Annotated in this window: 16 protein-coding genes; 3 read left to right on the forward strand and 13 right to left on the reverse strand. The window is 38.9% G+C overall.

The window, feature by feature from the left end; genetic code table 11:
* Window positions 1-243 precede the first annotated feature (243 nt).
* The 5 genes from parE to KO495_RS08630 all read right to left on the reverse strand — a co-directional run bounded on the left by parE (window position 244) and on the right by KO495_RS08630 (window position 4916).
* On the reverse strand, window positions 244-2130 hold the full coding sequence (gene parE / locus KO495_RS08610; protein ID WP_215980005.1) for a DNA topoisomerase IV subunit B: 1887 nt from the start codon (window positions 2128-2130) through the stop codon (window positions 244-246).
* A 15-nt stretch (window positions 2131-2145) separates the two neighbouring features.
* The gene (locus tag KO495_RS08615) at window positions 2146-2796 is read right to left on the reverse strand and encodes a YqiA/YcfP family alpha/beta fold hydrolase (protein WP_215980006.1); all 651 of its coding nucleotides are present in this window, start codon (window positions 2794-2796) and stop codon (window positions 2146-2148) included.
* Window positions 2797-2885: 89 nt separating this feature from the next.
* Complete coding sequence (locus tag KO495_RS08620) at window positions 2886-3737, reverse strand: metallophosphoesterase (protein WP_215980007.1); 852 nt, start codon at window positions 3735-3737, stop codon at window positions 2886-2888.
* A 40-nt stretch (window positions 3738-3777) separates the two neighbouring features.
* Window positions 3778-4263: a DUF1249 domain-containing protein gene (locus tag KO495_RS08625; protein WP_215980008.1), complete on the reverse strand. Its 486-nt coding sequence runs from the start codon at window positions 4261-4263 to the stop codon at window positions 3778-3780.
* 17 nt (window positions 4264-4280) lie between these two features.
* Window positions 4281-4916 (reverse strand): NUDIX domain-containing protein, encoded by a 636-nt coding sequence (locus KO495_RS08630; RefSeq protein ID WP_215980009.1) that lies wholly within the window; start codon window positions 4914-4916, stop codon window positions 4281-4283.
* Between the two features lie 159 nt (window positions 4917-5075).
* On the opposite strand from KO495_RS08630, the gene tolC reads away from it, so the two are divergent.
* Complete coding sequence (gene tolC / locus KO495_RS08635) at window positions 5076-6419, forward strand: outer membrane channel protein TolC (protein ID WP_215980010.1); 1344 nt, start codon at window positions 5076-5078, stop codon at window positions 6417-6419.
* 53 nt (window positions 6420-6472) lie between these two features.
* Here tolC and KO495_RS08640 read toward each other — a convergent pair whose 3' ends face one another.
* The 8 genes from KO495_RS08640 to KO495_RS08675 form a co-directional block, all read right to left on the reverse strand.
* The gene (locus KO495_RS08640) at window positions 6473-8119 is read right to left on the reverse strand and encodes a glycogen/starch synthase (RefSeq protein ID WP_215980011.1); all 1647 of its coding nucleotides are present in this window, start codon (window positions 8117-8119) and stop codon (window positions 6473-6475) included.
* A 33-nt stretch (window positions 8120-8152) separates the two neighbouring features.
* Window positions 8153-9472 carry a glucose-1-phosphate adenylyltransferase gene (glgC, locus tag KO495_RS08645; RefSeq protein ID WP_215980012.1) on the reverse strand — a complete coding sequence of 440 codons (1320 nt, stop codon included), beginning with the start codon at window positions 9470-9472 and terminating at the stop codon, window positions 8153-8155.
* 134 nt (window positions 9473-9606) lie between these two features.
* Window positions 9607-12096 (reverse strand): glycogen/starch/alpha-glucan phosphorylase, encoded by a 2490-nt coding sequence (locus KO495_RS08650; RefSeq protein ID WP_215980013.1) that lies wholly within the window; start codon window positions 12094-12096, stop codon window positions 9607-9609.
* A 62-nt stretch (window positions 12097-12158) separates the two neighbouring features.
* Window positions 12159-14273: a glycogen debranching protein GlgX gene (glgX, locus tag KO495_RS08655; protein WP_215980014.1), complete on the reverse strand. Its 2115-nt coding sequence runs from the start codon at window positions 14271-14273 to the stop codon at window positions 12159-12161.
* Window positions 14273-16525, reverse strand: coding sequence for a 1,4-alpha-glucan branching protein GlgB (gene glgB / locus KO495_RS08660; RefSeq protein ID WP_215980019.1), 2253 nt, complete (start codon window positions 16523-16525; stop codon window positions 14273-14275). The genes glgX and glgB overlap by 1 nt, the downstream gene beginning before the upstream one ends.
* Before the next feature lie 69 nt (window positions 16526-16594).
* On the reverse strand, window positions 16595-18715 hold the full coding sequence (gene malQ / locus KO495_RS08665) for a 4-alpha-glucanotransferase (protein ID WP_215980015.1): 2121 nt from the start codon (window positions 18713-18715) through the stop codon (window positions 16595-16597).
* A gap of 23 nt (window positions 18716-18738) precedes the next feature.
* Complete coding sequence (locus tag KO495_RS08670; protein ID WP_215980016.1) at window positions 18739-19035, reverse strand: isoamylase early set domain-containing protein; 297 nt, start codon at window positions 19033-19035, stop codon at window positions 18739-18741.
* A gap of 530 nt (window positions 19036-19565) precedes the next feature.
* Entirely contained in the window at window positions 19566-20663 is a 1098-nt protein-coding gene (locus KO495_RS08675) for a glycosyltransferase family 4 protein (protein WP_215980020.1), read from the reverse strand.
* A gap of 186 nt (window positions 20664-20849) precedes the next feature.
* Here KO495_RS08675 and lpxL point away from each other — a divergent pair, with 186 nt between their 5' ends.
* Window positions 20850-21788 (forward strand): LpxL/LpxP family Kdo(2)-lipid IV(A) lauroyl/palmitoleoyl acyltransferase, encoded by a 939-nt coding sequence (gene lpxL / locus KO495_RS08680; protein WP_215980017.1) that lies wholly within the window; start codon window positions 20850-20852, stop codon window positions 21786-21788.
* Window positions 21789-21902: 114 nt separating this feature from the next.
* Complete coding sequence (locus KO495_RS08685; RefSeq protein WP_215980018.1) at window positions 21903-22592, forward strand: TcpQ domain-containing protein; 690 nt, start codon at window positions 21903-21905, stop codon at window positions 22590-22592.
* Window positions 22593-22652 lie beyond the last annotated feature (60 nt).

Below are 22652 nucleotides of genomic sequence, written 5' to 3' on the forward strand. Positions count from 1 at the left end.
CACACCGGTATAATGCTGGGTTAAGTCCAAATGAGTCAGAAAGAAGATACTGGTTAAATTCTAAAACTGTGGCCAATTTTACTTGACCACTTCAATTAAAAACATTGATGCTTTTTGACATCAGGTTTTTAACGTTTCTGCGCTTGGGGGTTTTAGGCATAGTATTACGAAAGCAAAAAACTATACCTAAAGATATAACGTATTTTTAAAGGATGTCAACTTATGGTGTATTCATCAATTCTGTTAAACAATGGCCATATCACCTTTACTTTGTAGCCACTCTTTACGATCGCCACTGCGTTTTTTAGACAGTAACATATCCATAATTTCCATAGTTTCGCTATGTTCATCAACGGTTAATTGCACTAACCGACGTGTATTAGGGTCCATGGTGGTTTCGCGTAATTGTAATGGGTTCATTTCACCCAAGCCTTTAAAGCGCTGTACGTTAACTTTTCCACGCTTCTTTTCAGCTTCAATTCGGTCTAAAATGCCATCTTTTTCTGCTTCATCGAGTGCATAGAAAACCTCTTTACCAATATCAATACGATAAAGTGGCGGCATAGCCACATAAACGTGACCTGCTTGTACTAGCGGTAAAAAGTGCTGAGTAAATAGTGCGCACAATAATGTGGCAATATGTAGTCCATCCGAGTCAGCATCGGCTAAAATACATATTTTACCGTAGCGGAGCTCACTTAAATCATCACTGTCTGGGTCAATGCCTAGCGCAACAGAAATATCGTGAACTTCTTGTGACGCTAAAATTTGCCCAGACTCCACTTCCCATGTATTAAGGATTTTACCACGTAATGGCATAATAGCTTGTATCTCTCTATCGCGTGCTTGTTTCGCACTACCGCCAGCGGAGTCACCCTCTACAAGAAACAGCTCTGTTCGTGCTAAATCTTGGCTACCACAATCGGTTAACTTACCGGGTAAGGCGGGGCCTTGGGTAATTTTTTTACGCACCACTTTTTTGCTAGCACGTAAACGCCTTTGTGCATTGCTGATACAAAATTCAGCTAACGCCTCTGCGATATCGGTATGCTCATTCAACCATAGACTAAACGCGTCTTTTACTACGCCGGTTACAAAGGCAGCACATTGTCGAGATGACAAACGCTCTTTAGTTTGTCCTGCAAATTGTGGGTCTTGCATTTTTATTGACAAAATAAAGCTGCATTTATCCCAAATGTCATCAGGGGTTAGCTTTATGCCACGCGGTAAAATGTTACGAAACTCACAAAATTCACGCATAGACTCGAGTAAACCTTGACGTAAACCATTAACATGAGTACCACCAGCAATTGTTGGTATTAAGTTAACATAGCTTTCGCCAATACCTTCTCCACCTTCGGGTAACCAAGAAACAGCCCAGTCAGCGGCTTCAAGTTGTGACGAAAAACTACCAACGAATGGCTCTTCAGGTAAAGTGACGTAACCGCTAACTGACTCTTTTAAGTAGTCGGTTAAACCATCTTCATAACACCACTGATATTTTTTATCTTCAGTTTTATCATGAAATTTAATGGTCAAACCAGGGCATAATACCGCTTTAGCTTTAAGTAAGTGAGTTAAGCGACGCACAGAAAACTTAGGTGAGTCAAAATAACTTGCATCAGGCCAAAACTTAACGCGTGTGCCGGTATTTCGCTTACCAACGGTGCCTGTTTCTCTTAACTCTTCAACCTTCTCCCCATGTTCAAAGGCCATCTCATATAATTTACCATTACGTCTAACGCTAACATCAACACGTGTCGATAATGCGTTAACAACTGAAATACCCACCCCATGTAAACCACCTGAAAACTGGTAGTTTTTATTAGAAAACTTACCGCCCGCGTGGAGCTTACAAAAAATAAGCTCAACCCCCGAAAGACCTTCTTCAGGGTGAATATCCGTTGGCATTCCTCGACCATCATCAATAATTTCTAACGACTGATCATTATCTAAAATCACCGAGATATTTTGTGCGTGTCCTGCTAATGCTTCATCAACCGAGTTATCAATAACCTCTTGACCAATATGGTTAGGGCGTGTGGTATCGGTATACATGCCTGGACGACGGCGAACCGGTTCAAGACCGCTTAGGACTTCAATGGAATCTGAATTATATTGTTCTGTCATGATTATTTCTAATTATTAGCACTGAGGTTGCATCGTTAAACGAAGATCCGTTAAGTTGAAAAATTGTGCGATTTTAGGCAGTTGTTGATCAAAGTTAACAAAACTGTGATCGCCACCTGCTTCAACGACAAGTTGACAATGTTGGTATTTTTCTACTGCTTGTTGGTAATTTAACACTTCATCTGCGGTTTGTACCATAACCAAGTAATTATTTTTTTTCTGGCAAAATTGCGTTGGTTTAATTTGTTCTATTGCTTGTAATTGCTCCATATGATCAGGCGTTACTTGGTAAACCTCTCGAGTATAAGGGTTTACTTGCTCTCCTATATAATCAACAAGTAACTCGTAAGGTTTAATTGCGGGGTTTACTAGCACCGCTAAACATTGATATTTTTCCGCCAAATAACTCGCAAAATAACCACCTAATGATGAACCAACAATGAACCATTGACTCTCACTTTGCTGTTTTATTATTTCTTCAAGCTGTGCAACTGCTTCATTAGGACTAGTTGCTAATTGTGGACAATAAAAACCGGTTTCAGGAAAGTACTCCGCTAAATAAAGCCTCGTTTGTTCGGCTTTCAATGATAGTGGTGATGAATTAAAACCATGAATGTAGAGCACATTGCTTTTATTGACTTTATGTTCACGGCCCTCTTTTAACATGATCTGTCCTATACTTTATTTTACTATCTATACTGTTACTTGTTTTATACCAAAATATTCAAACATATGTTGTATGTATTTGAAACAGTTTATATTTCAGTAATTTGTTCAAGCCAAACAACATCACTATTTAGTGTACCATTTTCAGCTAAATAAAATAACCGATAACCTGGGCCTTGTGCCAGTGCTTTGACTGTACTAGATTTAGGATCAAATTGAATAGACGTTGCTGGGCATGTATAAACATCAACACTTGGCATATATTGAGCACTTTCATTTTGCTCAAGTACTTTAACCGCTGAGGCTTTACTCGCTCGATGAACATGACCACAAGCAATGGCGGCTATGTTAGGAATTTTTCTCACTTCCAGCCAAAATTCATCTTGATTTAATAAACCATGTTTATCAATAAAGTAACCGACATCTATAGGATGATGATGCATCATTATCAACTGTTTTTTGTTGACATTATTTACTGTCGCTAAACGTTGGAACTCTGTTTGGTTAACCCAGCCTGCTGGTGTTTCGCTTTTACTATGTAATAATTGAACTTGCCAACCTCTCAAAGTAACGGTTTTAGCTGCCTTAAAAACTCGTTCATTGCCCTTTTGATTAATATTATCAGTAACCCTCTGTTGTTCTACTAAGTATTTATCAAGCAACGCCACTTCATCATGATTTCCCGCTAAATAATAAACAGGGACGCGAATGCCGGCACTTTTTATTGCCTTAACAAAATTTTGATATGACGCTTCACTATGATCTTGTGTTAAGTCCCCTGTAAAAAAAATTGCCTCAACAGCGCTATTTTGAGCGATATCGGTTAACACTCGTAGTAAGTTTTGGTAAACATTCACGCCATGATGTAAGCCACTGATACTAGAAAACAAATGGCAATCACTTATTTGTGCAATGGTTAATGGTGATTTACTTGACAACATAGCTTTTCCAGAAAGATTACATGGTAGTACTTATATGAATTTATAGGGCGATCTTAACTTGCCCTAACTTTAAACACAGGTGTAACCACTCATTTAAGAATTGATTAATTTGCTGCTTTTCATCTTGTTGATGCATATAACTATTAGGATAATCGTAACGAGGTTTTACTTGCCTAATATCTTGAGTACTAATTACTTCTGCCATGCGGGCATCATGATATAAGCGAATAGACATACGAGGATGCAGTGCAGCAACAAGTGAGTGAGGAATGCCCTTAAGAGCGGTAATGTTTTCTTGCTTAAAAGTAATCAACGACGTGTAACGAGTCACTTCATTAATGGTAACGCTGTATGATAAAAAATCACTAATAAAAAAATGACGAGCTTGCTCTACTTGTGTATTTCCCGAGAGCACTTTTAGCAATAACATATAGTTATTGGCACACAACGTCATCAAACTAACCAAGTTAGGCTGATACCTTTTTTTATCTTTTTTTTGCTGGACGCTGTTTGGGAAAAAGCTCATGGTACTCCTGTTAACGATTACAACTGCTTATAATTAATAGCAAGCCATTGTAACCCTATAATAGTAGCAGCGTTAGTAATTTTCCCTTGTGATAATAACGTTAACGCCTGCTCTCTTGAGATTAGGTGTAAAATAATATCTTCGTGTTCATTTGCTAATCCGTAGGTTTTATCAATATTAATTTGGCTAACGTTGATATCTGCTAAATATAAATGAATGCACTCGCTCATTCCTCCAGGACTTGAGAGATATTTCATAATAGGCGTTAAGTCATTGACCGATAAATGTAAACCCGCCTCTTCTTGCGCTTCTCTAATTGCAACATCGACAGGTGATTCATTTGCTGAAAACATCCCTGCAATAAACTCTAACATCCAAGGCTGCTCACCACTGCGTAACGCTCCAGGTCGAAATTGCTCAATTAACAACACCATGTCAGCTTCTTTATCATAAGCAACCACAACAACAGCATCGCCACGTTCAAATACTTCTCGTGTAATAAGCTCACTTGTCTCACCTGAAAATAATTGGTGGGAAAGCTGGTATTCATTTAATTTAAAAAAACCTTGATACTTAGTGTTTATTGCTGAAACCTTGACGTCATTTTCGGTAAACCTTAATAATCGCGATATGGGGCTTATACTTTTAGTCATTCAGACCTCTAAACTTAGTTGAAATGGTAGCTAACCAATAATAATTTGTTACACTAGTCTGCACTTATTTTATTTGGTTATTTTTTAAATCCCTGTAGGATACTGTATCCAAATAACGACAATGAATAAAAACATCAATAAGAAAGGAATTTCTTACCCATGAAAAAAACATTAAGCACGTTAATTATAGCCATCACTGCTGCTATCAGTAGTAATAATGCACAAGCTGACGATTTACTGTCGGTATATCAGCAGGCATTACTTAATGACCCTGTAGTATTAAAGGCACAAGCTCAAAATGCAATAATCAAAGAAGATATTGAGCAAGCTCGCGCTGCGTTATTACCTCAGTTAAGCGCCAATGCAGGTTATGCTACTGGTGAGCGTGAATTGTATGAATTAGGCCAGACATCTACAGTCGCATCTGATGGCTTTAGCTACGGCGCATATTTGAATATGGAACTGTATCATCATGATAACTGGTTACTTTTAGATAATGCGAAGAAAACTGCTCATCAGAGTGACTTAACCTATCAAATAGCTAAGCAAGACCTAATTACTCGCGTAACACAAGCTTACTTTGACTTATTAAGCGCACAAGATGATTTAGAGTTCGCTAAAGCGGAAAAAGAAGCAATTGCCCGCCAATTAGAGCAAACTAAACAACGCTTTTCAGTTGGCTTAACCGCAATTACCGACGTACATGAAGCACAAGCGCAATACGATAGCGCAGTAACAGAACAAATTCGTGCTGAAAATGCAATTTATCAGTCTGAAGAAGCATTACGTGTTATTACCAACTCATATCCACGTAACATTAGCGTATTAAATACTGACAGATTTAGCACTACTACACCTGTACCTAACAGCGCTGATGAGTGGCAAGTCACAGCGGAAGCAAAAAATTTAAACTTGATTGCATCGAAAGTCGGTATTGAAATAGCCAAAGATACCATTAATATTGCTCGTTCAGGTCATTATCCAACACTGGATTTTGGCGCTAGCTATACTGGTGATAATAAAGATACGCAATTTAATGATCTTGCTACGGTAAATAATCCCGATCTGAATGCATATTCGGTTGGCGTAACGTTAAATGTACCTATTTATTCTGGTGGCGCTATTGAGAGCTCTGTACGTAAAGCACAAAGTAACTTCGTACTTGCCAGTCAAGATTTATCATTAACGCACCGTAATGTTGTACGTAACACGCGTAATGCTTATAACACAGTAATTGCAGCTATATCAGCGATTAGAGCCTTTGAACAATCAGTGCTAAGTGCTCAAAAAGCATTAGAAGCAACAGAGGCAGGCTTTGAAGTGGGTACTCGTACCATTGTTGATGTATTAGACAGTACTCGTAATTTGTTTAATGCTAAACGTAACTTGTCTTCAACGCGTTATGGTTACATCCAAAACGTATTATTATTAAAATATGCAGCAGGTACTATTACTGAAGCTGACATTACTGCTATTAACAATGGCTTAATGCCAGTTCAATAATAGCATTAATGCAAGTTCAATTATTAAAGCGTAATACTCAGATTAAATGAGTATTACGCTTGATAAAGTGCTTGAAGATACTGGGTTATACTTTCTTGCCAACTAAATCGACTATTTTTCGCACCGTTAACTAGTTGTTGCCAACGTAAGTTATCGTTCACATATAAGTGTAAGGCCTGTTCAAACACATTAACTAACTGCTCTTGCTGTTCGGTTATAGATTCCCCCTGAAACACAAAACCATTTTCTAGATGTTGTATTGTGTCTTTCAAACCACCGACCGCGTTTACCAAACAAGGTTGACCTGCTCTTAAAGCAAGCATTTGACTAATACCACAAGGCTCAAACGAGCTTGGCATTAAAAATAAATCCCCTTGTTCATAAAGCTGGTCGGTCACGGCTTGACCATAGCCATTTAAAAATAAGAAGTTACGGTGCTGTGCCATTAATTGCGTAAACTCAGCAGCAATATCTTGATCTCCAGATCCTAAAACAATTAAGCAGCCCTTTACTTTATCTAACTCCACTAACATAGAGCCCAATGCGTTAACACTACTATCATTGGTTTTTGATTTTCGTAACAACAACATTTTCTGATTGGTTAGTCGACCAACGCTAGTCACTAATGGGCCTGTAAAGTCATGATAACTTAGCCAAGTATTTAACTGCTCTACTGCTAAATAGTGACTCGACTGTAATTGCTCAGTTTTTGATACCCATAACAGCAACTCTTGTTTAGCGACACTAAGTACAGTATTAAGCTTTTCCTTAGGCTCAATTATTTTTTCAGTGTGCTTTAAGTTGTTTGTTGTAGGGCTTAGGTTTTCATAATAGCAACCATTGAGAATACCAAAAAGCCGACCTTGGCTATGGGCTCTTTGTAGGTCATGCTCTAACCCTTCTCCCCCAAAGACACCACGACTTTCATCGGACGGTTTCAGTACTTCTTGAGCATAACTCGGCGATACTAAGTGCACCTTATGGCTCAAATTTATAGCGGCACGCATAGGGTTAACACAATGAGGATAGCGAGGATCACAAATATGTTGACCGTCGTAGCTTAATGAGCCAAACCAAGCTTCTAAACTAGACTCATCACCAGATAAAGGTCTAATTCCCTGCAGCGCTAAATTATGGACAGTATAAACACAACGAATATTAGCCAGCGTTCGATAACGATCAGCATAAGCCAACAGTATTGTCGTTAAGGCACTATGCCAATCGTGTAAGTGCAATACTTCTGGCGGTTGAATATGTCCATGCAACAGAGCTTCTAATATTGCAGCATTAAATAATGCATATTTAGTGGCATCACAAGCAAAAGGTCTATCACTTGGGTCATCTAAGTAAACTCGGCCAATACCTTGAGCAGTAAATAGCTGGTGGCTTAAAACGAACTGCCGCACACTACCTTGCTTAGTATTTCCCTCAGCGACTTGAGTAGTAATTTTACTTGGGTTGTCTAAAAACAACTCGCGCACAATAACGGCTTCAAGTTTTCCCGCAAAAGGAACAGAGAAATCCGCAATAACTTCAGATGAATAGAGCTGCTCATAATTAGCATAGTCTGGAATAATGACACTCACATGGTGCCCTTGTTCAGCTAAAGCTTGCGGGGTATCTCTAACAACATCCCCAATACCGCCCACTTTAGCCCCGACAATGGCATCATTTTCTGCAGCTACCATCAATATTTGCATGTTCTTTTATCCTTTTAAAAAAGCACTACCACGTTAAGCTAACGCGGTATGACTTTTTATTTTACTATCTGCCAATACTTGCTCTGTTTGCCTTTTAGCCAAGACTTCAAGCATACAACTAGTTACTAACACTATACCTTTTGCTGATATTCTAAAACCATTTTCTCGGTCTTGTTCTTGATCATGACCAATAACTAAGCCGTCGGGTATAGTACAACCTCGGTCAATAATGACTCGTTTAATTTTACAATGCTTACCAATATTAACCTGCGGTAAAATAACACTTTCTTCAATTAAACAATATGAATGTACATGAACATTTGAAAATAATAAGGAATTACGTACTTTCGAACCTGAAATAATACAGCCCCCAGAAATAGTAGAGTCTACTGCCATACCGCGACGATGATCATCATTAAAAATGAATTTTGCTGGTGCCAACTGCTCTTGATAAGTCCAAATAGGCCAGCTCGCATCATATAAATCAAGTTTAGGCTCTGGTGAAACTAACTCCATATTCGCTTGCCAAAAGGAATCTAAACTCCCCACATCTCGCCAGTATGCCTGCCCTTCACTGTTTGGATCTTTAAACGGAAATGCAAAAACATTATGCTTTTCAATAATTGCTGGAATGATATCATGACCAAAGTCGCGCCCTGAGCCTTTACGCTCTGCATCGTTCTTTAACTGTTCAAATAAAAATTCGGTATTAAAGACATAATTACCCATTGATGCTAAGCATAAACCTGGTTTTCCAGGGATAGAACTTGGTTGAGCAGGCTTTTCATCAAAACGTTTGACCCGTTTTTCATTATCAACCGTCATTACCCCAAAAGTATTGGCCGCTTCTTCAACATCGGTTTCAATACAACAAACCGTCATATCTGCCCCCGTCTCTTTATGTTTAGCGAGCAATGCACCGTAATCCATACGGTAGACATGATCTCCTGATAATATCATCACATATTTAGGTAATTCATGACGAATAATATCAATATTTTGAAAAACTGCATCGGCGGTTCCACAGTACCAATCATCACCACAACGCTGTGATGCAGGAAGTATTTCTACTGACTCTCCCAGCTCCTTTTTAAAATGTCCCCATGCACGATGAACATGCCGAATTAATGAGTGTGACTTATACTGTGTGGCAATCCCCACCCGACGTATCCCTGAGTTAATACAATTTGAAAGCGGAAAATCAATAATCCTAAACTTTCCGCCAAAATACACCGCAGGTTTCGCGCGCCAGTCCGTTAACTCATGTAAACGCGAGCCACGCCCCCCCGCTAAAATAAGTGCATAAGTTTCTCGTGTTAAGTTACTGATGTAACGATTTTCATAATTTGGCATTTAATACTTCTCCGTAAGTTAATAAATTTCTCTGTTATGCTGTTAAGCCGCTAACTCGCAACGCTGATAAACGCGCTATTCTCGCGAGATCGCCAGCTGTTTTTTAAATTGCATACACATTATAAAAGTGCGCTCTACTGTGTCGGTAGCTGCCAAATATCCTGACTATATTCAGCAATAGTGCGGTCACTCGAAAAACCGCCACTAGCCGCTGTATTTAAAATACTCATACGAGTCCATTGCATAGTATTTTGATAAGCGAGGGAAACTTGTTGCTGTGCCTGCACATAACTTGCAAAGTCATACGCAGTTAACCATTGATCATCGGGGTTTTTAATCGAGTCAATCAATGGTTGAAATAGCTGAGTTTCAAATAAGTTGAAGTGCCCAGATTCTAATAACTTCATAACCCCTTTAAGGGCAGGATCATTGTCAATAATGTCGCTTGGGTTATAGTGTTCGCGTATTTGTGCTATTTGCTCAGATGTCGCGCCAAATAAGAAGAAATTATCTTTGCCAACCGCTGTTCTAATTTCAATATTTGCTCCATCTAAAGTGCCAATAGTTATCGCACCATTCATCATAAACTTCATATTGCCGGTGCCCGAAGCTTCTTTTCCTGCAGTAGATACTTGCTCAGATAAGTCGGTTGCTGGGCAAATAGTTTCCATTGCCGTAACATTATAATTGGGTAAAAAAGCGACTCGTAGAAAAGGCTTAGCAACGGGGTCGTTATTGATAGTATCTGCAACATTATTAATGAGCTTAATAATTAACTTCGCCATAAAATAGCCAGGAGCGGCCTTACCACCAAACAAGACACAACGTGGTGTTAAGTTTTCAGTATCGCCATGGCGAATTCGATCATATAAATGAATAACATGTAAAATGTTAAGTAGTTGACGCTTATATTCATGGATACGTTTCACTTGTACGTCAAATAACATGTCAACATCAAAGTCGACGTTACATTGCGCTTTCACTAAACGTACTAAGTCACCTTTATTATCTTGCTTAACTTGACGCCATTGTTGACAAAAATCATCGTTATCATAAAAACGTCTGATGGTATTAATTTGGCTATAATCTTTAACCCAATCATCACCAATTTTCTCACTAATGATTTTTCCTAACCTGGGATTACAATGCGACAACCAGCGTCTTGGTGTAACACCATTGGTTTTATTATTAAACTTCTCTGGCCACAATTGGTAAAAATCACTAAATAAACCACTAAGTAGTAGCTCGGTATGTAATGCCGCAACGCCATTTACTGAAAAGCTGCCGACAATAGCTAAATATGCCATGCGAATTTGCGGTACATCCCCTTCTTCAATAAGCGACATATTTCGCTGTTTATCAATATCACCTGGCCACTTACAAGCAACCTCAACCAAAAATCGAGCATTAATTTCATAAATAATTTCGAGTAAGCGCGGTAATAAACTGGCAAACAACGGCACAGACCATTTTTCTAGGGCTTCAGGTAATAAAGTGTGGTTGGTGTAGGCCATGGTTTTTGTGGTAATGCTCCATGCTTGTTGCCAACTCAGATCATGTTCATCTAACAATAAACGCATTAACTCAGCTACAGCTATACTCGGATGAGTATCGTTTAATTGGAAAACATTTAATTGTGAGAATTCACTAAAATTACTACCATGCGTATCGGTCCAACTCGCGAGAATATCTTGCAAGCTAGCTGAAGTTAAAAAGTACTGTTGCCTTAAACGTAAGGCTTTACCATTTTCGCTAGTGTCGTTGGGGTATAACACCATAGTAATTTGTTCTGCTAAATTTTTATGTGCCACCGCTTCACTATAACTACCGGCATTGAACTCCCCCAAGTCGAACTCATCCGTTGCTTCTGATTTCCATAACCTTAAAGTATTCACCACGTCATTTTTATAGCCGGGAACGGGCACATCGTATGGCACCGCCAAAACGTCTTCAGTATCAACCCATTGATGATGAGTGTTGCCTTGCTTATCTTGATAACGATTAATTCGACCAAAAAACTTAACTCGTCGGCTATGCTCTGGCGCGGATATTTCCCACGGGTGTCCTTCTCTTAGCCAGTTATCAGGATGTTCAATTTGGTGGCCATTCTCAATGCTTTGATTGAACATGCCATATTCATAGCGAATACCGTACCCAGTAACAGGTAAAGCTAAACTAGCACAGCTATCTAAGAAGCATGCAGCTAGACGCCCTAAGCCACCATTGCCTAAACCAGCATCGTGCTCTGCCTCTTTAACTTCTTCAATAGATGAGCAGTATTGACTTAACGCTTTTTCAACACTGCTATCTAAATCTAAATTTAATACCGCATTGCCTAGCGCTCGCCCCATCAAAAACTCTAACGACAAATAAGCGACTTGTTTTTGTGGTTTAACTTGTCGAGCATCACGAGTTGCTCGACAACGAGCAACTAATCGATCTCGAATGGTTAGTGCGAGCGCGTTATACAAATACAAATGTGATTGAGCTACCGTATCTCGACCTAAGGTATAGTAAAAGTGCCTAGTTAAATCGTCATATAAAGTACTTTCATCAATGATCGGCCCTTGTTGCCAACCGCTAACCACACACGCTTCTTGCTTTTTTTTCGTTTGCTTTGCCATTGTCATTCCTTGAAAACTAATAAGTATTACCTTGAATTAATAAGACGCTTTGTAGTACTCGGTTAAATGGAGAGCTTAGCTGGTGACATAATCCATGCACTCCGTGGTGCTATTGCTAGGCTTTGCTCTGCCACATAAAATTTACTGTGCTTACAAGTAGCTAAAGTATGTAAACGCACTTGCCAATGTGAAATATGATTAACTTGCGGTAACTGCACATTAATTTCAGTACTCGCAGCATTAAAAAACATGAGTAATGCATCTAGATCGCGTGATTTAGCACTTCCCTTTTTGCACTTAATTAAGCAAATCAGTAATTGATTTTCAGTATCAAGCCAGTTTTGCTCATTCATCACTTGACCTTGCTCTGTTAGCCATAACCATTCAAAATTACTGTCTCCGGCATGTATAAATTGCTTTTGCTGAAAGAGGTTAAATTGTTTTCGTAGCTTAATAGCATCAGCAATGAAGTCTTGTAACTCAAATTGACTCGTTGTGTGATCGAGGTAGTTCAGTGCGTTATCTTGACAATAAGCATTGTTATTACCTTGTTGACTATGACCTTGCTCAGAGCCAGCGCTAAGCATTGGAACACCTCGTGAAAAAAGTAGCGTTAGCAGCATGTTTTTTTGCTGCTGCAAGCGTAATGCAATAATTTCGCTATCTTCTGTTGCCCCTTCAACACCATAATTACAAGCATAGTTTTCGCTATGTCCGTCTCTATTCTCTTCGCCATTTGCTTCATTATGCTTATTTTCATAGCTCACTAGATCGGCTAAGGTAAAGCCATCATGGGCACTGATAAAATTAATGCTGGTCGTTGCATCTCGACCATTATGAGCAAAAAACTCATGAGAGCCATGCAAATGCTTTGCAAGGTCGGCAACTTGCCCATGATCGCCACGCCAAAACCGTCGTAAGGTATCTCGATACTTATCATTCCATTCGCGCCAGCCCAAAGGGTATGCACCAAGTTGATAACCACCAAGACCAATATCCCAAGGCTCTGCGATTAACTTAACTTGATTCAATATAGGGTCTTGGGCAATTGCTTGAAAAAAGCTGTGTTGATAATTAAAGCCCTTGTCATCACGCGCTAAAGTTGTTGCTAAATCAAAACGAAAGCCATCAACTCCCATAACCTCAACCCAATAACGCAGGCTATCCATTACCAATTGTAAGGTTTTAGGGTGAGATATATTTAGGGTATTACCACAGCCTGTTTCATTTAAATACAATTTGCTATCATGCGCATCAAGTCGATAATAATCACTGTTAGCTAAGCCGCGAAAATTAATAATAGGCCCATGTTCATTGCCTTCAGCGGTATGATTAAAAACCACGTCTAAAATGACTTCAATTTGATGTTGATGCAGAGTTTTAACCATTTGCTGAAACTCACTAACATCACCATTCGTTAAAAAGCTAGGCTGTACTGCAAAAAAACCAGTGCTGTTATAACCCCAGTAATTGCTGAGTTGTTTATCAATGAGGAACCGCTCACTAATAAAACTATGGATGGGTAAAAGTTCAAGCGTAGTAATACCCAGCTGCTTTAACTTATTAATAAAAGCAGGTTCGGCTAAACCTAATAACTTACCTTGGTTTTTCTGTGATATTTCAGGGTTGTTTATTGTCGCTCCTTTAACATGACATTCGTAAATAATAGTATCTTGCCAAGGAATAGTTGGTTTCAATTGCTGTAGGCTATTCAGTGTTGCACCATCGTCATATGGGTTACTTTCTAGCTGTAGCTGAGAAAATTGCGCAAGATCGACAACTTTGGCTTTTGGCATTACATCAGCATTATCACCTGCAATATCAGTATAAATAAACTCGCCAACAAGTGCCTTGGCATAAGGGTCTACTAATAAGTTATCAACATTAAACCATAAACCTTTTTCGGGTAAATAATCACCATCAGCACGAAAACCATAAAGCTGCCCAAGACCAACACTTGAAACCAATGCTGACCATACATGCTCTGTACTTTCATATAACGCTAATCGCGCAAGTTCGACCGTACCGGTATCATCAAAAAGACATAAGTAAACTTGCTTAGCTTGTGGTGAATAAATAGCAAAATTGACTTTGCTCTCGCTTTTTATTTTACCTTTAATTAAGGTCGCACCTAATGGGTAAGTACTTCCTTGTTTATAGTTAAAGTTACGTGCCATTATTCACCCTTCACTAAATAAACAGTAGCAAGCGGAGGTAACTCAACCGAAATACTTTGTGCAAACCCTTGCCAAGCGATATTTTCACTCGATATTAATGTTTGCTGATTAAAGTCACTACCTCCGTAATGATGATCGTCACTGTTGAAAACGATACGATAACTTGCCTTATCTGGTACACCAAGTCGGAAGCACTGTTGAGTATTTGGGGTCATATTAGTTAACACCACAACATAATCGTTTGCGTCTTTTGCAAAACGAATGAAGCTGAAAATACTTTGTTGGTAGTTATTACCGTCAAGCCATCTAAAACCAGCAGAATCATTATCCAGCTCATATAAAGCAGGAGATTGGCAATAATAGTGATTGAGTTGCTTAATAAGATTTTGCATACCTTGATGAGGTGCGTAATCAAGTAAATGCCAATCGAGTGAAGCATCATGATTCCACTCATTGCGCTGCGCAAACTCCCCCCCCATAAATAATAACTTTTTACCTGGGTGAGCCCACATATAAGCATAGTAAGCGCGTAAATTAGCAAACTTTTGCCAATCATCACCGGGCATTTTATTTAACAAGGAACCTTTACCATGCACCACTTCATCGTGAGATAACGGTAAAATATAATTTTCACTATAAGCGTACATTAATGAAAAGGTCATCTCATTGTGATGATGGCTTCGATAAAGCGGATCGCGTGTCATATAAGACAAGCTGTCGTTCATCCACCCCATATTCCATTTATAACCAAAACCTAAGCCGCCATGTTCGGTAAATTTTGTCACGCCAGGCCATGCAGTTGATTCTTCGGCTGCCATCATAATATGAGGAAATTGCTCATAACAGCGTTGATTTACTTGCTTTAGCAATTCAATTGCCGCTAAGTTTTCTCGACCACCAAACTCGTTGGCTAACCACTCTCCTTCAGCTCGGCTGTAATCTAAATAGAGCATAGAGGCGACAGCATCAACTCTTAACCCGTCAATAGAGAAGTAATCTAACCAAAACATAGCATTAGAAATAAGAAAGCTTTTAACTTCACCACGTTCATAATTGTAAATATGGGTTTGCCAGTCTGGGTGAAAACCTTGTCTCTTATCAGCATGCTCAAATAAGTGTGTACCATCAAACTTAGCTAAGCCATAACTGTCATTTGGAAAGTGTCCTGGAACCCAATCAACCAATAAACCTATGTTTGCTTGGTGACATGCATCCACTAAGTGCCGAAAGTCTTCAATGCCTCCAAAGCGACTCGTTGGCGCAAAAAGCCCTACGGGTTGATATCCCCACGAACCATCAAAAGGGTATTCACTGATAGGCATCAGCTGAATATGAGTAAAGCCCATAGTTTGCACATAAGGCACTAACTTTTCAGCTAGTTGCTGATAACTCAAGTAGCCTTTATTACCTACTGCGACTTCATCACTATTACGTTGCCATGAGCCGGCATGAACTTCATAAATGCTAATAGGCTTATTAATACTATTGCGTGATGCTCTTGCTTCAGCTTGTACCGCATTTGTAGTGTAATTTTGTTGTTGTAAATTCTGTGAAAAACTTTTCTCTGGGACAATTGACGCCGTTGCAGGTGGAGCTTGCATAGAGAAAGCTAAAGGATCTGCTTTTTCAAGGCGATCTCCTTCACAAGTTAACAAGCTAAACTTGTAGCATTGAGCTACCTCAACGTTGCTGATAAATATTTCCCAAACACCACAACTAGGGTGCTTACGCATAAAGTGACGAGTAGTATCCCAGTGATTAAAGTCACCAATTAAGCTAACACTTTGAGCATTTGGCGCCCACAATGTAAACCTTACCCCTAAAGTCCCTTCCTGTTCGCGCCAATGAGCACCAAGGTGCCTATATGCGTGCGCTAAACTCCCTTCATTGAAAAGGTACATAGCAGACTCATCTAAAGTCGCACTAAAAGCGTAACTATCTTTTTCTTCAACGGTCAGTAACGGATAATTAATAACTAATTGATAGTCTTGCTTAAAGTCTTTTTTAGCGATAACTAAAATAAATAAGCTTGAGTCTTGGTAACGCTGATAGGCAACTTCTCCCGCTACACTTTTATAACTAACTGCTGTAGCTCCGTTGATATATGCGCGTAAAATAAATGCTTCATCGTTGTAATAGTGAACCCCTAAAAAGCTAAATGGATCCGCAAAATGTGCTTGCTCTAAGGCGTTTACTTGCGCGTCATAATTCATAACAGGCTGGCACTGACTTATCGTTTTTTTTGTGAGCATGTCATTGATCATTTTATTCATCTTTCCTTGTTTTACTTCCGTGTGATGTACCGTTTATCTACGCTTCAGTCAAATTTTACGTTGACTATTTAATGCTTGAAAAAAATCATTATCACTAAAAATAGTCACTAGTTTTTTGCTTAAACGCCTACGCCAATTAGGATATTCTTGGTCTGTCCCCGGTATATTCACGGGTAATTCTTCTCCAGCTAAATCATCGAGCTGCAAAGTTAATAAACGAGAAGGTGAGCGCGCTAAGGTTATCGCCAAAGTCCGATAAAGAATATCAACATCACTGGTTAGCTGTAGCTCAGTACCATTGGGCTGGTAGTCTCTTAACCATGACAATATATTTTCTTTATCTTGCATACGCTGCTGTTGTGCATCGTTAAACTGCTGTTCATTGCTAAACAGCGCTAAGGAGTTTCGTAACTGTAAATCACTTTGTAACCACCATGCTTTAAAAGTGGCAACATCATGATTAGCAATCATCATTAAGGTATGTTTAGGCAAATGCTCAAGTGCTACAAACTGCTGTGATTGTGTTTTAGTAAAATAGAACAGACTGTTGGTATAAATTTGAGCGTCTGCCAACGCCGACTTAATCTCTTGAGGAACGACACCGAGATCTTCACCAATAACTGTACACTGATTAATCTGACTCTCTAGTGCTAAAATGGCTAGCATTTGTTCAAATGGATAATAGACATAACATGATAGTTCTGTTTGATTTTGCTGTTCGACACACCACCACAAGCGCAATAACCCCATCACATGATCTATTCGTAGTCCGCCGCAATGCTGCATATTCGCGCGAATGAGTTGGCGAAAATGCTGTAAACCATTTTGTTTAATTTGTACGGGGTTCATTGCCGGCAAGCCCCAGTTTTGCCCCGCAGGAGCCCAAGGGTCAGGTGGAGCGCCAATGCTAGCACCTTGAGCAAATAAATCTTGATTACTAACAAACTCATAACCGTCTTGGTGGCAGCCTACCGCCAAATCATTAATAATGCCAATGCTCATGCCACAACGCTTAGCGAGCAGCTGGCATTGTGCTAACTGTGTTTGAGCTTGCCATTGCAAGTAGCTAATAAAGTCAACATGATGATATTGCTCAGGCAATTTAGCGCGAGTTATTAGCCATTGACTATAACCAATAATGCGTTGCTGGTTTTGCTGCTTAAACGCAATGAACGCTTGGTAACGTGCACTATTTTGCTCAAGGTTTTCATCTATAAAGAAGTTAAATAACAACCAATAAATAGGATACTTATGAGTAAACACTGCTTGATAATCAATATACTGTTGTGGTGTTTTTCCGTCGTAACGGTTCATCAGCTTTTGTTGAGCTAAGGTTTTTTCCAACAAGTGGTTAGCTGCCGTATTATTAATATAATCGGGGCTATTTTGAATATGTATATAGATAGGGTTTAAAGATAATCGGTCACTTGGGCTGTATGGGCTAGCTCGCTCAATGTCATCTTCAAATAACGCATGTAAGGGGTTTAAGAGTACATAATCAGCCCCTTGGTCTGCACTTAATTGAATAAGCTCATTTAGGTCATTAAAATCTCCAACACCTAAATTATTTTCATTTACTAGCGTATAAAGCTGTGCTGACAGACCCCATGTTGACTGTTGACTAGGCTGATAAACAGTTTCAGGGTAAACAATAAGCTCGCCACTGCCAGTGAGTTGTTTTTCGCAATAAGCACTGGCTGTAATATCTATGCCGTTAACATCAACAAGCTTAGCAGATAGCCGATAATAGCCTATCGCCAACGCGTTATCGCAAAGCGGGACATTACGTTCACTATAATGTTTATCTTGATAAAAATAATTCCCGACTTCTACTAGCGTATGAATTGGCACATGACCGTCACTGATTAAATCTTCATTTAAATAAAGAGACCACTCCAGCGTTAGCGTATTGAAATCATTATCAATTTTAATAGTAAAGCATGGTTGGCTATCTTTTACCCATAACTGAGCAGCAATCAGCTGTAGCCATGGCTTAACATCAAGTTCGAGCGCGCCATCCAAAATAGCGTCATCGTCATTAATGTCATAACCACAAGCGCTAAGTGCAGCAAGGCGTTCATGGTCATTAAAGAAAACCTGCTGACCTTGGTAGTTTCTGTAATCGTATCCAATGCCTTGTAAATAGAGTAGTTGGTTTACACTGTCCATAGTTAACCTTACTTTTATATAAACTAACTCGTGGTACTAACTATGCTATTGTCACTACCAAAACCATTAGGTATATAAGCATCGGCTTGATGATCATTTTCCCACCGTTCATTATCAATTAAATAACGAAAATGAAATTCTTTATTTTTAGGGAGTCTAACTTTAGCGCGATAAGTTTTATCTTTTTTAATAAAGCGCATTTCCATCGGCTGCCAATCATTAAACTCAGCCACTAATTGCACTTTCTTTGCTTGTTCAACATTTAACTCAAAGGTAACTTCAGCTTCTTGTTTAGTTTTGAAAAATTTTTTAATTAACACCTTCTTACTCTCCTTAGTTCGAAACCCTAATCAATGGTCATAACCTAACTTGCTGTTATGACATTTTCATGACACCTATAAAAACGCCAAAAAAGTTAATATTTCAGCAAATGCTATGCGTCAATAAATAGTAGACCTAAATTGAAATTATGCTATCCACTTCATTTTTGCAAATAAGAATTATTACCAACTATTCATCAACAAGCTTTTAACGGAAAAAACTAAGCGTGGTAGGAAGTTAGGGTGATAAATGGGGCGTAGACCAAATACTAAGTCAAATTAACTAAGCACATGATAAGTAACAAAGTAATAGGCAGTTATTCAAAGTGTTATCAAAAAAAACAATGAAAAAATAGCTACCAACGATTTGATCTAACATTTATAGATTATTTAAGTATTAGCTAAGACGATTTTCGACTTAGCCAACACTAAAACTGGATATTAACAATTATGCAACAGCCAAATTACAAAAAGACAATAGGAAAGCAAGTGACGTTATTTCAGAGACTGTAATAGTTCACGAAAAGAGCCTATTGCATCGTGCGATAAAAGTCACATAACTGCTTAGCTTCACGCTCAACCGCATAATGTGCTAACACACGCTCTCGACCTGCTTGTCCCATTTCATCAAGTTTATCGGCATCAGCAAGTAATAAAGCCATTTTTTCTTTTACTGCAGCTAAATCGTTAATAGGAACAACATAACCATCAACACCTTCTCGAACAACTTCTGGCCAAGCACCTGCTTGTGAAGCTAATACTGCAGCACCACTGCTCATTGCTTCAAGTATGGTTAACCCGAAGCCTTCATTTTCACTCAGTGCAACAACAAGAGATAAGCTGCTAAATATTACAGGAATGTCGCTGAAGTTTTGTTCGCCAGCAAATACAATACGCTGAGATAAACCGGCAGCCTCTACCGCCTGCTTTAATTCAGTAACAAAGCTCTCATTACTTGATGAAATAGAGCCAACAATCACCGCAGTATAGCCAGGGTAATCATTTAATAGTTCAATACAGCTTTGCACAAAAAGGTGAACACCTTTTTGCTTTCTAACTCGCCCTAAAATCGCAATACCACGTTTTCCTGTTGGTATGTTTTCAGGCAATAAATTAAGTGATTGCCACGCTTCGCTTTTATTATTAGCCGGACTGTAAACATCGGTTTTTACGCCATGGTAAATAATCGCATCAGGCTTTCGGTGTAAATAACTAGCAGAGGCATTACACATGGCTAAGACAGCGTCCATTTTATCGGTTAGCCATAATGTAAGTCCTGAACGATAACGCTGCGCAGCACTACTAAAAACAATTTTTATTTTTGCCCGAAAAATATATTTTAATGTTAATGCTTGAATCATTTCATCAACACGACGTGCATGAAAAATACGAAACTTACCATTAGCCAGTGGTTTTCGGCATAGCTTAGCCACCGATAAAAAGCTTATAGCAAGAGAAGGATCGGGTAAGTGATGTTTCCCCATCACGCGTAAATTAATTAAATCACGTTGATGTGAAAGCACTTGTAACATGGTAGAGGTAACACCAGAAAAGTTAGAGTTTGAGTTACCAATAATGAGCTCGATTTCATTATTATTGTTCCTATCATTTTGCTCTGTTGTTGCCATATTTAATCTCAAAAAAGGGGAAGTAAAAATAATGGCTGATATTCTACTGTAAAATACTGCCACAGTGGCAAATATCTTAATAACCAGCCATAACCACTTCATTGGTGCGGCTATAGACTTGCCATAAGGCTATTTGTATAATCGTCAGCCATCAATGCCAGCATTCTCCATACGAGCACTATCACCTTGAGCAGAAATAAAGTTTTACAGCCTGATTTTAAGTTATCTTTTTTATTACCTAAATACTGGTTAACGTGGTTGGGAGTTTTTATTCTCTATAGCATTTCTTGGCTCCCTTACAAATGGCAGTTAGGTTTAGGCCGCTTTGTTGGTCGGTTACTGTTTAAGTTTGGTTCAAAAAGACAACATGTCGCTCTCACTAACTTAAGGTTATGTTTTCCTGAAAAGTCTGAACAAGAGCTACAACGCATACTCAAAACTAATTTTGAAAATGCTGGCATTGCTTTATTTGAAACTGGTATGGGTTGGTGGTGGCCTAACTGGCGTATAAAACGCAAGGTTAAAGTGAAAGGGTTTGAGCATATTGTAAAAGCACAGCAAGACAACCAAGGAATATTATTACTCGCTATGCACAACATGTGCTTAGAAATATGTGCCCGTGGTATTGGCTACACTCACCCTGTTGTTGTTTTTTACCGTCCTCATAACAACCAATTAATGGAGTTTTTTCAACACCGAGGTAGAGGAAGATCTAACAAATACATGTTAGGAAAACGCGATGTTAAAGGTTTAATTCGCGCCTTACGTGAAAAAGAATCTTGCGTTTATTTACCCGATCAAGACTACGGTCGTAATAAAAGCTTATTTGTGCCGTTTTTTAATGTGAAAGAAACCGCAACAACAACGGGCACACTTATTTTTGCTCGACAAAAAAACACCCGAAGCTTCATGCTAATTCCAAGAAGAAATGATGATGATAGTGGTTATACCATTGAAGTTTCTCCACAACTTGAGAACTTTCCAACAGATGATGACGTGCAAGATGTCACTCGCGTAAATAAAGAATTAGAGCAAGCAATAATGGTCAGTCCAGAACAATATATGTGGTTACATCGACGCTTTAAAACTCGTCCAAATCCTGACGATAAATCCTTGTATAAATAAAAATTAGTATTTGCCGATAACGACTTAAGAAAGAATAATATTGTATAACTATTATTCTTTGCATAGAGTATAGATAAAGGAAATAAGTTAACACTCAAGGGGTAAACGCTTAGCATGAATTTTTGGCTACGTAATTTAATACTAGGAGCTGTGCTATTAGCACTGGCGGTAGCATTTTTAGCTAACCAAGATTTGTTGCTCTCATTAGACGGCTCACTCGGGCAAACCAGTGAAGATGTCGCACCGTCCCCAGATCCTAACGCTGAAGCAACCGAAATTATAAAAACAACCCCAAAAGCTGTTAGCCCTAAGCCAAGCAACTCTGCTGCCGAGGGTTTATCAAAATTTTACGCGAATTTACATGGTGATATGAGTAAAGACGGCCCTCAAATACGTAATAATGTTATTTATTTGCCTGAACTAAAAGGGAACTTGGTTGAGCTTTTAGAAACACGCGGAAAAATGGTTAGACCTTACACCAAAAACTGGCAAGGTAGTATTGAGTCGAGACCTTTTAGAAAAGGTGAAACACTGAATCAAAAGCTTGCTGAATATACCGAGCAGGAAGGGGTTGAATTACTGTGGTGGTTAGATAAAGATTTCATTATTAAAGACCCTTTTCGTATAGAGAAAAATATACTCGCAACCGTATTTAAAGCGGCTAAAGCCATTGAAGGTCACTTTGAGTCGGGCTTATCTATATTTTTCTGCCGTAATCAACGTAGTATTGTTGTAGTAAAAACAGAGCCACACCCTTTTTTAGAAGAAGAGTGCGCGCTCCTTAAATCTGAAAATCCGTACTAGAGGCTGTTGAACTTTCGCGGTTAAATATTGTTCGAGACAAAAGCGTTTGTTGGTCATTTT

Origin of the sequence: Colwellia sp. D2M02, assembly GCF_018860755.1 — a bacterium.
GTDB classification, from domain to species: Bacteria; Pseudomonadota; Gammaproteobacteria; order Enterobacterales; family Alteromonadaceae; genus Colwellia; species Colwellia asteriadis.